Source organism: Bradyrhizobium sp. (assembly GCF_030654605.1).
GTDB lineage: Bacteria > Pseudomonadota > Alphaproteobacteria > Rhizobiales > Xanthobacteraceae > Bradyrhizobium.
Genome location: NZ_JAURXB010000253.1, coordinates 1 through 11,191, shown reverse-complemented (window position 1 = coordinate 11,191; position 11,191 = coordinate 1). Strand labels below are relative to the sequence as shown.

Annotated in this window: 7 protein-coding genes and 2 pseudogenes; 3 read left to right on the top strand and 6 right to left on the bottom strand. The window is 65.2% G+C overall.

All coding sequences use genetic code 11. The annotated features are described in order from the left end of the window. Window positions 1-259: pseudogene (locus Q7U29_RS22655) on the top strand (lytic transglycosylase domain-containing protein); the annotation flags it as partial. Window positions 260-565: 306 nt separating this feature from the next. Then, window positions 566-1,741: a DUF2336 domain-containing protein gene (locus Q7U29_RS22650; RefSeq protein WP_304744996.1), complete on the top strand. Its 1,176-nt coding sequence runs from the start codon at window positions 566-568 to the stop codon at window positions 1,739-1,741. Between the two features lie 163 nt (window positions 1,742-1,904). Here the strand turns inward: Q7U29_RS22650 and Q7U29_RS22645 are convergent, their stop codons facing one another. From Q7U29_RS22645 to Q7U29_RS22630, 4 genes are all read right to left on the bottom strand, one after another. Beyond that, entirely contained in the window at window positions 1,905-2,483 is a 579-nt protein-coding gene (locus Q7U29_RS22645) for an Hpt domain-containing protein (protein WP_304744995.1), read from the bottom strand. 23 nt (window positions 2,484-2,506) lie between these two features. Beyond that, window positions 2,507-3,052, bottom strand: a complete 546-nt coding sequence (locus Q7U29_RS22640; RefSeq protein ID WP_304744993.1) for a response regulator — start codon at window positions 3,050-3,052, stop codon at window positions 2,507-2,509. 147 nt (window positions 3,053-3,199) lie between these two features. After that, window positions 3,200-3,979 (bottom strand): NAD kinase, encoded by a 780-nt coding sequence (locus Q7U29_RS22635; protein ID WP_304744992.1) that lies wholly within the window; start codon window positions 3,977-3,979, stop codon window positions 3,200-3,202. Window positions 3,980-4,148: 169 nt separating this feature from the next. Then, window positions 4,149-6,194: an autotransporter domain-containing protein gene (locus Q7U29_RS22630; protein ID WP_304744990.1), complete on the bottom strand. Its 2,046-nt coding sequence runs from the start codon at window positions 6,192-6,194 to the stop codon at window positions 4,149-4,151. A gap of 402 nt (window positions 6,195-6,596) precedes the next feature. Here Q7U29_RS22630 and Q7U29_RS22625 point away from each other — a divergent pair, with 402 nt between their 5' ends. Then, window positions 6,597-8,822: a caspase family protein gene (locus Q7U29_RS22625; RefSeq protein ID WP_304744988.1), complete on the top strand. Its 2,226-nt coding sequence runs from the start codon at window positions 6,597-6,599 to the stop codon at window positions 8,820-8,822. Here Q7U29_RS22625 and Q7U29_RS22620 read toward each other — a convergent pair whose 3' ends face one another. Beyond that, window positions 8,823-10,982, bottom strand: a complete 2,160-nt coding sequence (locus Q7U29_RS22620; RefSeq protein ID WP_304744986.1) for a CHASE2 domain-containing protein — start codon at window positions 10,980-10,982, stop codon at window positions 8,823-8,825. It lies immediately after the preceding gene. A gap of 20 nt (window positions 10,983-11,002) precedes the next feature. After that, window positions 11,003-11,191: pseudogene (locus Q7U29_RS22615) on the bottom strand (hypothetical protein); the annotation flags it as partial.

Sequence of the window (11,191 nt, the reverse complement as noted above, 5' to 3'; positions counted from 1 at the left end):
GACACCACCGCAGCCGACCGATCCGATCTTTCGTTCCCTGTTCCAGGCCGGCGATCGCGCGCAACCGGTCTCGCCGGCGGTTCAGGAATTGTGGGGCAATTCTTCGTCGCTGACTTCGGGCGCGTCAGCAACCTCGGTCGCGAGCGTGACGTCGGCTTCGTCAACGAATGCAGCGCAATCTCTTTCCGGACGCAAACCCGAAGTCCGGCCGCCAGGCCGACTCGATCTCTTCAGCGATCGCCTCGGTACCTTCAGCTAGTCCCGTGTCCCGGGCGCGATGCAGCGCGTAGCGCTGCTTCGCAGAGAAGGGACCCACACTTTTCCCCTTGAGCCATGGACCCCGGATCTGCAGCGCATCACCCTAGCGCGTCGAAGACGCGCGTGAACGCGCTTATGGTGCTGCGCTGCGTCCGGGGAACGCCGCTGCATCCGGTCGCCGCTCCCTTAACAAAACGTCAATAAAACCAGCCGTTTATGGTGAACCCTTTGTTAAGCGGCGTGGTTTATTTTCTCTTGCAGTGGCATCGCGTCACGGTGTCGTCAGGTTGCGTAGGCCTCCAGGGTCATGATTGTTCGGCAGTTTATCAATTGGATACGTACCGCTCCGGCAGGCGAGCGGGCAGAGGCAACGCGGTCGTTGGCGCGGGCCTGGCTGATTTCGGATTTGTCCGAGGACGATCGCGCCGCCGCCGAAGGCGCGCTCCTGATGCTGCTCGACGATGCATCGCCGCTGGTGCGCCAGGCCATGGCCGAGGTGTTTGGGCGCAGCTCCGAGGCGCCCGCCGGCATCGTGCAGGCGCTGTCGCTCGACCAGACGTCGGTCGCACTTCCGGTGCTGGAACATTCCCCGCTGCTGATCGACGCCGATCTCGTCGACATCGTCGCAACAGGCAATTGCCAGATGCAATGCGCCATCGCCCGCCGCATCAATCTGCCGCCCTCGGTGTGCGCCGCGATCGCCGAAGTCGGTTCAGCCGCAGCGGCGCTCGAGCTGATCGAGAACGCCTATGCCGAGCTTGCGCCGTTCTCATGGGACCGCATCGTCGAACGCCACGGCCATCTCGCCGCGATCCGGGAATCGATGCTGGTGCTGGAGGATTTGCCGGCCGCGACGCGGGTCGCCCTGGTCGCCAAACTGTCGGACACGCTGGCGAAGTTCGTGGTTGCCCGCAACTGGCTCAGCGCCGACCGGGCAGGGCGGATCGCCAGCGAGGCGCGCGATCGCTCTACCGTCAACATCGCGGCGCGTTCGCGCGGCGAGGACATGTGCGGCCTGGTGCGCCATCTGCGCGCCACCGGCCAGCTGACCGCAGGCCTGATCCTGCGCGCGTTGCTGTCGGGCAATCTCGAACTGTTCGATGCCGCACTGGCGGAATTGTCCGACCTGCCGCTGGCGCGGGTCTCCGCGCTGCTGCACGACCGCGGCGGCGCCAGCCTGCAGGCGCTGCTGCGCCGCGCCGGGCTGCCGCCATCGACCTTTGCGGCGTTCCAGATGGCGCTCGAGGTCTGCCAGGAGACCGGATTCGTCGACAGCATCGGCGGGGCGGCCAGGTTGCGCCGCCGCATGGTGGAGCGCGTGCTGACGCATTGCGAAACCGATCCGCAGGCCGCCGAGCCGCTCCTGATCCTGCTGCGCCGCTTCGCGACGGAGTCCGCCCGGGAAGAAGCCCGCATGTTCTGCGACGAACTGATCGCCGAAGAAGCGATCGCGCCGCTCCAGCACGAACTGATCGCGGCGTAGCGACCCTGCATCGACACATTCAGCTGTCGTCCCTGCGAACGCAGGGACCCATACGCCGTGCCGCCAATAATTTTGGAAGATGATAGCGGCCTGTTGAAGCGTCTCGACCGGACAACGGACGACCGGGATTATGGGTCCCTGCGTTAGCAGGGACGACAGCAATTCACTCCGCCGGCACGATGCTCGGGGCCAGCACGGCTTCGAGATGTTCGGGGCGGTCGCGATTGGCGTGGGTGAGAAAGACGTCCGCGATGCCGCGCAGTTGCTTGCTCAATTCGCCGGCGGTGGCGGCGGTGTCGAGTTTGGTGCGCTCGCGCACGATGGCCTGGATGGCGTTGATGTGATGCGCGATCAGGTTGGAGGGCACCTCGTCGAGGTCTGGCGCGTGCTCGATGATCCGGCACAGGCTTTCGGCGGCGGCGCCGGCGGAGGGAAATCCGAACGTGGCGGCGTCGCCCTTGATGTCGTGGGCGGCGCGAAACAGCTCCTCGCGCGTGACATCGTTAAAGCCATCGCGGAGGATGGCGGCGTGGGCGTCCGACAACCGGTCGGCCTCGATGGTCATCCAGTTCTTGAATTCACCCGACAGGCCGGCGAGCGCCTTTTCGGCGCGCGCGATGGGATCGTCGAGGTCCCGTTCGGCGACGCGCCGCAGCACCTTTCGCAGCGGATTTGGCTGGGTGATGACGTGGTGGTCGGCGAAGGTCGAGATCTGCACCGTCGCGGACTTGCTTTTCGCCATGATGGATTCCTCGGGCTCTCGCGCTAGACGGTGGACCGCGCCTTGTCGAGCAGCGACGGCTGCTGCATCACTTCGACCTCGCCGCCGATGCGGCGCTCCGGGCCGATATAGGTATTGGTGGTATTGCGGCGGCGGTCCGGGCCGAAATAGGTCTTGGTCTTGATGAACGGGCGCGGATTGGCAACGACGTTGAGGATGCGCTGATAGAGCCCCTTGGCCGAGATCGGCTTGGCCAGGAATTCGGTGACGCCGGCGTCGCGCGCCACGGTGACGCGGCGCTTCTCGGAGTGCCCGGTCAGCATGATGATGGGGGCGTAGGGGTTGCCCTTGGAGTCCGGCTGCCGGATCATCTGCGCCAGTTCGAGCCCGTCGAAAATCGGCATCGACCAGTCGGTGATGACGATGTCGGGAACATAATGGCTGTACATTTCCAGCGCGGTGGCGCCGTCCTCGGACTCGTACACCTCGCGCGCGCCGAACGAATGCAGCAGCGTCCGCAGGATGCGGCGCATATGCGGATTGTCGTCGCAGACGAGAAAGCGCAGCTTGTTGAAGTCGATGCGAAACATGGCGCGGCCCTGAGGGCAGACCAGCAACGGTATACCCGGCGTTAACCATATCGCGGCGCCGGTTAACGAATGGTTGCCGCGGGGCCTCGACCCAAAATCTTGAAAACGACCCCATGCAAAGAAAGGGGCGCGCTGGATAATGGTATTTTAATACCCAAACTGTTCTCTCAGGATGCGCTCTTCCAGGCTGTGGCCGGGGTCGAACAGCATCCGCATCGAGATGGTCTTGTCCGAGAGCACCTCGACCCGGCGGACGTCGCGCGCCTCGTCGTGGTCGGCCACCGCCGCGACCGGGCGCTTGTCGCCTTCGAGCACCTCGATCACGACATAGGCGGTGTTGGGGAGCAGGGCGCCGCGCCAGCGCCGTGGCCGGAACGCGCTGATCGGGGTCAGCGCCAGCAGCGCGGCGTTGATCGGCAGGATCGGGCCCTGCGCCGACAGATTGTAGGCGGTCGATCCGGCCGGCGTCGCCACCATGATGCCGTCGGCGATCAGCTCGGGCATGCGCGGCTGCTCGTCGATCAGGATCCGCAGGCGCGCTGCCTGATGGGTCTGGCGAAACAGCGACACCTCGTTGATGGCATGATGCAGGTGCACCACGCCATGCACGTCGGTGGCGCGCATCAGCAGCGGATGAATTACGGTTTCCTTCGCTGCGGCCAGGCGCGCGTGCAGGTCGACCGTGCTGAATTCGTTCATCAGAAAACCGACGGTGCCGCGATGCATGCCGTAGATCGGCTTGTCCGAGCGCATGTGCTGGTGCAGCGTCTGCAGCATCAAGCCGTCGCCGCCGAGCGCCACCACGACGTCGGCGTCAGCGGGATCATGATCGCCGTACAGCGCCGTCAGTTGGGCCAGCGCCGCCTGCGCCTCCGCCCCTTGGCTCGCGACGAAGGCGATCCGGTCATATCGCTTGGGGCTGGTCATCGGATTTTGGCTCGTCTCGAGCGCGCCGGGGGGAGGGATGCGCGCAGGGTCGTCTATACGACCTTGACCGGGCTTGTCGAGACGAGGGGGCTTGGCCGGGATGACAAATACAAGCGGGCGGTCGCTTGACGCGACCGCCCGCATCACATCGGGATGAATTCGAGCGCGATTAGAACTTGGCGACGACCGTACCGGGGCCGAAACGATAGTTCAAACCGACCTTGGTCACCTGCAGGTCGGTACCTGAGGTCAGGAAGGTGGTGCCGTCGCTGGCAAGGGCGGTTCGCGATCCGAAGTCCATGTAACTGTATTCCGCCTTGGCCGACCAGTTGGCGGTCAGCGCGAATTCACCGCCGAAGCCGATGGTCCAGCCGACGCGGTTGCCCGAGGTCGAAATGCTGTTGATCAGGACGCCGGCCTGGTTGTTGCATGTGCGTATATTGCCGGGCACGTTGAACGGTCCCACGATGCAATTGGCCGAGACGGTCTCGTTGGTGAAAGCGGCGCCGCCCTTGACGTAGAGCAGCGAGCGGTCCCAGGCATAGCCGAGCCTGGCGGTCGCCGATGCCAGCCAGTTCAGTCGCGAGTTGCAGGTCAGGAAGAACGGGCTGAAGCCGCCGGGGTTGCCATTCGCGTCCAGCCCGGTATCGGTGCCGCAGGTCCGGCCGCCCTTGATGTCGGCCCAGCTTGCATCGCCTTCGACGCCGAGCACGAACCGGTTCTCGAGCTGGTAGTTGTAGCCGATCTGACCTCCGCCGAGTAATCCGGCAGTGCGCGTGTTGGCGACCTGAGGATAACCCGTGAAACCGATATGGTCGCGCCCGTAGGCCCCACCGCCATGGGCGCCGATATAGAACCCGGTCCAGTTCACGTAGGTTACGGCCGGCGGCAGCGCCTTGACCCGGGCCTTGGTCGGCATCGCCGTCGCCAGCAGCTCCGGCGTGAATTGGTAGCGGAGGCCGGCGGTGCCCGACCAGCCCTCGATGGTCTCGCCGTTGCGGTAGTCGACGCGCGCAAATCCGAGCCAGCCGGTGTTGACGACCTGCCCGGCGATGCCGAGCGAATACTGGCCGTAGGTTCCGACTCGCGAGGTTGTCGTGGACGCCGTGAAGGTTGCCGGCGAGAATCCGCCCGGCACCGGCACGCCCGGCCCGAAGAAACTGCAGTTCGCGCAGGTCGCGAAGTTCGAGGTGACGTTGCCCGCGAATTCGTGGAAAACGCTTGCCGTGAAGAAGGGCGTGAGCGCCAGGTTTCCGGACTGAACCGACGTACCTACCCGGAGGCTGAGGCGGCCGAGTTGGGTGGTGATGTCGTCGACCTTCACGGTGCCGGAAATGTTGGCGCCCTGTCCCACGCCGGGCTGACCGACTGCAGAGAAGGAGTCGAAGCTCGTCCTGGCATATGTGAAACCGGCCGAGGGCTCGATGAACCAGTTGTTCGCAATCGCGAAATTGTAACCCGCGTTGACCGCGAACGACGTGCCGCGACCGGAGATCGGCTGCGAGAAGAAGCCGGCGCCGGCATTGCTCAGCGCGATATTGTAGAAGTCCTGCTTCAGCAGCGCGTCGGCGAAGAACCGGCCGTAGGTCGCGACCGCATAGGTGCCGACAAACGGCACCTGGATGTTGCTGGAGAACCCATTATTGAGGGACGTCGAATTGGATTCCAGATAGCCGGCGGTGGTGCCGAGGTGCAGATTCCAGCCGTTCCAGTTCAGCCTCGCCGCATCGGCGCCGATCTGGAAGCCGGCATAGTTTTCACGGATCTGGTTGTTGCAGTTGACCGTCGTGGTTTGATCGAGGGTGGCGGGCGGCGATTGATTCCGCGTTTGGGTGGTCGACGTCCCCGTCACCGTGGCCTGGCCGCCGGTGGCGCGTCCCCAGACTCCGCCACCCGGGGAGTTCGGCGGAGGATTGCCCGGTGCCGACACGAAGGCGCTGCCCTGTCCCGCCTGGAAAACCGTATTGGCGTTGCTGGTCGCCGCCGATATCTGCGCGGACAAGGCGCTGGTGAACTGACCGAGGATGCCGGCGCCGGGTCCCGTTGTCCCGGGCGGCACGCCGATTCCGCCGGGCCCTGCGATATTGGTGACGTTGCAGTTTTGCGCCGTCGCGGCCGTCGGTGCCGACAGCATTGCGGCAAATGCGACGCCTGCAAAAATCCTGATCCCGTTGCCGGCAAGCACGCGCAAGTTTGCAATGCGAAAAGCGGTCATTCGAATCCCCAGTCCCGGAAAAAATTGGAATCAACGCAAAATACGCGGCCGTCGCGCAAAATCTAAGACAGCATTTTGCGAGCCGAAAGCGTAACGAAGCGACCGCGCGGGATTTGCCCTGTGAATTTCGCGCCCTGTAACATCGGCGCCACAGCAACAGACCCAGCTACCTGCAAACCACCCATCATATGAATAGGGCCGATGGGCTGAATGTTGGTCCGCCGGTTTCCGGAAGCCTTGCAAGTGACTCACGTCACACCGCGCCCGGTACCGGATTTGGCAGATTGAATGATCCGTCTGCGTCAGTCGCAGCCCGTTGATCGGGGAGGACGGAGAAGATATTGCTTTGGTGGGTCAATGGATTTCGGGCCAGCCGCCCGCCATGCCGGTTTCGACAGAAAAATGATAAAGCGCCTCATATCATTGGCGGCACTGATCGGAGGGGCCATTGTTGCGATGGCCTCCGAGGCCGCATGGGCGGAGAAGCGCGTTGCCTTGATCGTCGGCAATTCGAGCTACCAAACCGTTCCGCAACTGGCCAATCCCTCGCGGGATGCGAACGCCGTGGCCAGGATGTTCAGGGAGGCGGGCTTCGATTCCGTCGAGGTCCAGATCAACGTCGGCAATCTCGAATTCAAGCGCGCGATCCGCAAGTTCGAAACATCGGCCGATCAAGCCGACATCGCCGTCGTCTACTACGCGGGTCACGGACTCGAGCTCGCCGGAACCAATTACCTCATCCCGATCGACGCAAGGCTCGCCAGCGATCGCGACGCGGACGACGAGGCTATACTGCTGGAGCGGCTGGTGTCGTCGGCGGATGGCGCCAAGCGCCTGCGTCTCGTCATTCTGGACGCCTGCCGCGACAATCCTTTCGTCCCCACCATGCGCAGGGAGCGCAAGCTCGCCAATCGCGCGGTGACTTCGGGTCTCGGCAGGGTGGAGCCGACCAGCACCGACACCTTGATTGCTTATGCGGCGAAGGCCGGCTCCACCGCCGACGACGGTGACGGCCGGCACAGCCCCTTCACCGCGGCGGTGCTGAAAAACCTGACCGTGCCCGGTCTCGACGTCCGGCTTGCCTTCGGTCGCGTCAGGGACGAGGTATTGAAGACCACCGGCAACCGGCAGGAGCCGTTCGTTTATGGTTCGCTCGGCGGCGGAAATATCTCGCTGGTGCCGGCACCCGCGGGCGCGCAGGACGCCCCCGCAAGCGACGTCAAGGCCGACTATGAACTGGTTCAGAAAATCGGTTCGCGCCGCGCCTGGGAGGTGTTTTTGGGGACCCATCCGACCGGCTTCTACGCCGATCTGGCGCGCGCGCAGCTGGAGAACCCGAGCCCAGCGCCGCCGGCGAACATGACCGTCGCCGCTCTCCCGCCGCAGGGTGTACCCTCCAGCCGCGAATCCTCCTCGAAGGAGGCGCTGGAGTGGGACAGGCTGAAGGACTCAACCGATCCGGCGGCGCTGCAGCGATTCATCAAGCGCTATCCGGATTCACCTTTATCCATCACCGCCCAGCAGCGGATGGATCTGCTCAAAAAGGCTGCCCAGGAGCGCGAGGACCAGGCGCGTGCGGCGCGCGAGGCCGCGCGCAAGGCCGCGGAGGAAGCGCTTCGGCAGGCTGAGCAACGAAAGGCCGAACTGGCGGCTGCAAAAAAGCGCGAAGAGGACGAACGCCGCGCGCGCGAGGCGGAAGCGGCCGAGAAAGCGAAAGCTGCCGCGGCAGAACTGGCGGCGGCGAAGAAACGCGAGGAAGAGGAACGCCGCGCCAAAGCCGCGGAAGCCGAACAGAAGGCCAGGGCTGTGGAAGCCGAGCGCAAGGCCGCGGAGGCCAGACAAAAGGCCGACCAGGCCGAGCGAGACAAGGCAGCCGCGGAAGCCGCAGCTCTGCGGGCGGCGAGCGAAAAGCAGGCGAGAGAGGCGGAGGCCGCGCGCAAAAAGGCGGAGATGGCGGCTGCCCGCGAAGCCGCCTGCAAGAGCGAACAAACCAAACTCGAAGAAATCATCGCCAAGAGCACCGAGGGCTCCGGCCTCGAGGACCTCAAGTCTTTCTCCAGGACCGTCAGCTGCGACCGGCTCGGACCGCTGGTTGTCGCCAGCCTCGACAAGTTCAACGCCGAGGTGGCCAAGCGCGCTGCGGCGCTGCCCAATTCGCCCGAGTTGCTGCGGGCGGCTCAAGCCCAGCTCATCCGCCTCGGCTGCCTGACCGGCAAGATCGACGGCACTCTCAACCCCACGACCAGGACCGCGCTCGGCCGCTACCTCTCGATCGAGGGCCAGCCGGCGGAGAATGCCAGCGTCACCGAGGGCCTGGTTGCGGAACTGGCCAAGCACACTACGCGCGTCTGCCCGATCGAGTGCCGGTCCGGCGAGACCTTGAAGGGCGAGATCTGCGTCGCCGACGAGAAGCCGAAGGCATCGCCCGCCGTCGCCGCGCGCACCAGGAATGACGAGGACGATGCGCGGTCGCGCCGGAAGCAGGGCGGCCGCCAATCGGATCGTGAACAGCGTGCAAAGACGGCGCAGGACGCCCCGCGCGCGCGCCAGCAGGCCGTGGCCCGGCCGAGCATCGTCAGTGGCGGCCGCAGCGGCGGCGGCAGTGCGATGATCGGTGTCGGATTCTGATCACTTTTCCTGCAGCGTCCGGACCGGGTCCCATTCGCCCGATGGCGGCTGCTGCGCCTGGATCTTCGCCCGCTCGAGAAACATCCGGGATGGCCGGTCGGTTTCGGCGGCCTGCTCGAAACATTTTTCGGCGAGCGCAAACTCGCCGGCGCGCCAGTGCGCGAGGCCCCTGGCGTAGTCCGCCGTGACCGCGGCTTGCGCCGGCGTCAACTCCGCCGCCAGCGCCAGCAATTGGTAGATCTTCAGCTGATTGGTGCGGCCCTTGACGCGGATGGTGTCGAGTTCGCGCCATGCGAATGTTTCGCCGGTCAAGGCGACCGTGGTCTCGGAAGCGATCACGGTGGTGCCGTAGAATTTATTGGCGCCCTCCAGCCGCGAGGCGAGATTCACCGCATCGCTCATGACCGAATAATTGAAGCGCCGCCGCGAGCCGAAATTGCCGACCAGCGCGTCCCCGGAATTGATCCCGATGCGCTGCGCCACCTTGCTGCCGCCGAACGCAGCGGCGCTGCGATTGAGTTCGTCGAGGCGCGTGCAGCAGTCAAGCGCGGCACGCAGCGCGTTTCTGGCATGGTCGTCATCGTCGGCCGGCGCGCCGAACACCGCGACGATGGAATCCCCGATGTATTTGTCGACATAACCGCCATAGCCTTCGATGATGTCGGTCATTTCGGACAGATACTCGTTCATCAGCGCCATCAGCGCTTCGGGCGACATCGTTTCCGCGATCAGCGAAAAACCCTCGAGGTCGGAAAACAGCACCGTTACATGGCGGGTTTCGCCGCCCAGCACCGGCAGCTTGTTCGACGCCAGCATGCGCTCGATCACGTCGGGGGCGAGGTACAGCGCGAAGCTCTTCTGCAGCAGCCGGCGGTCCTTGTCGGCAATCCTGAAGCGATAGCCGACCATGGCAGCCAGCGCGGCGAAGCCGGCAATGAACGGCTCGCTGAGCGGCAGCACCAGCGCCTGGTTGAATGTCGCGGCGGCTCCGATCACGTAAACCGCGAACGCCCCGAGAAACGCCAGCATCGCGCCGGCCGGCTTGAGCGTTCGCGCGGCGATGGCGGCAAACGCCGCGAGCAGGGCCGCGATCAGCGCGGTCGGAAGCCGGCCGAGTTCGACGGCCGCGTCGCGGAAGATCAGGTTGTTGACGGCGGTGGCGTGAATATAGACGCCGGCGATGTCGCGGCGCTGGAAGCGGGCGGTGACCGGCTGCTCCGCCAGCGCGCAGCGTGGCGCCCGCGCGCCCTCGATCCCGGTGGTGAATCGCTTCGACGTCGATATGCGATCCTCCGACCCCAGGACCGTGCCGAGGATGACGACCTTGCCTTCGAACTGGCGCCGAAAGAAATCCTTGTCGCCTTTGGCGGCGCAGGCGGTCAGGTCAGCCAGCGAATAGGTCGGGATGTCGTCCGCGCCGCCCTCGAAATTGAGCGTCATCGTGCTGCGCACCGCGCCCGGAATCCGGTAGCCGGCGAGGGCGGTCGTGCCGTCAGCCTTCAATTCCGGCTTGGCGTCGAGCGCGCGCGACGCCAGCTCGAGCGCCATCGAGGGCACCGGCTTGCCGTCCACCGTAAACGTCAGCGGCAGTCGGCGGACGATGTCATCGGGGTCGGTATGGACGTTGAGCGCCCGCAGGTTCTGTTGCTGGCGAACCGCGATGCGCTGCCCCGGCGAGGGCCGGATCGGCTGGTCGCCGCGCAACACTTCCCCCAGCACCACCTTGCCGGCGGTTGAGGCCGTCGCGAGCGCGCGAAGAAAATCCCGGTCGAAGCCGCGGACCTTTTCGCCGAACAGGCCGCCGCCGAACGGGATCTCGGACTGCTCGATCGACTTCTCGAACACGATGTCGAAGCCGACCACCTTGGCGCCGCCCTCGACGACCGCGCCGAGAACGCGGCCGATCTCGCCGGTCCATGTCACCAATGGCGAGCCCTTGAACGGCGGCGCCTGGTAGGTTTCCTCGTCGATCGCGACCACGACCGCCGGCGAGGCGGCGGGATCGTGCCTCCTGCCGAACATCTCCCAGCGCAGCGCCGTCAGAATATCAATCGACAGTCCGTGGGTGATGTTGAACAGGGGCGAGACGGAGACCGCGGCGCAAACCACTACGATGGCGGCGAAGGCAATGGCGTCCCGCGTCTTGCGCCCGATGTTCAAGGTTGGATGCCCGGCAAAGCCTATTCCAACCGCAACAGACGGCCGACGATCGGCGTCGGACCGGGCTTGGCCTGGGGATCGACCCGGAACACGATCCTGCGCGATGCGAACGTTGCCGCATAGGTAGCACCCGGCGTGAGCGATTTGCTGGTGCCGGCAAGATCGTAGAACCTGCCCCTGAGCTGGTTGCCGGTGAGATCAAACTGCTG

Coding starts and splice junctions, on each gene's coding strand:
- Q7U29_RS22650 (WP_304744996.1), top strand. CDS start 566: ATGATTGTTCGGCAGTTTATCAATTGGATACGTACCGCTCCGGCAGGC.
- Q7U29_RS22645 (WP_304744995.1), bottom strand. CDS start 2,483: ATGGCGAAAAGCAAGTCCGCGACGGTGCAGATCTCGACCTTCGCCGAC.
- Q7U29_RS22640 (WP_304744993.1), bottom strand. CDS start 3,052: ATGTTTCGCATCGACTTCAACAAGCTGCGCTTTCTCGTCTGCGACGAC.
- Q7U29_RS22635 (WP_304744992.1), bottom strand. CDS start 3,979: ATGACCAGCCCCAAGCGATATGACCGGATCGCCTTCGTCGCGAGCCAA.
- Q7U29_RS22630 (WP_304744990.1), bottom strand. CDS start 6,194: ATGACCGCTTTTCGCATTGCAAACTTGCGCGTGCTTGCCGGCAACGGG.
- Q7U29_RS22625 (WP_304744988.1), top strand. CDS start 6,597: ATGATAAAGCGCCTCATATCATTGGCGGCACTGATCGGAGGGGCCATT.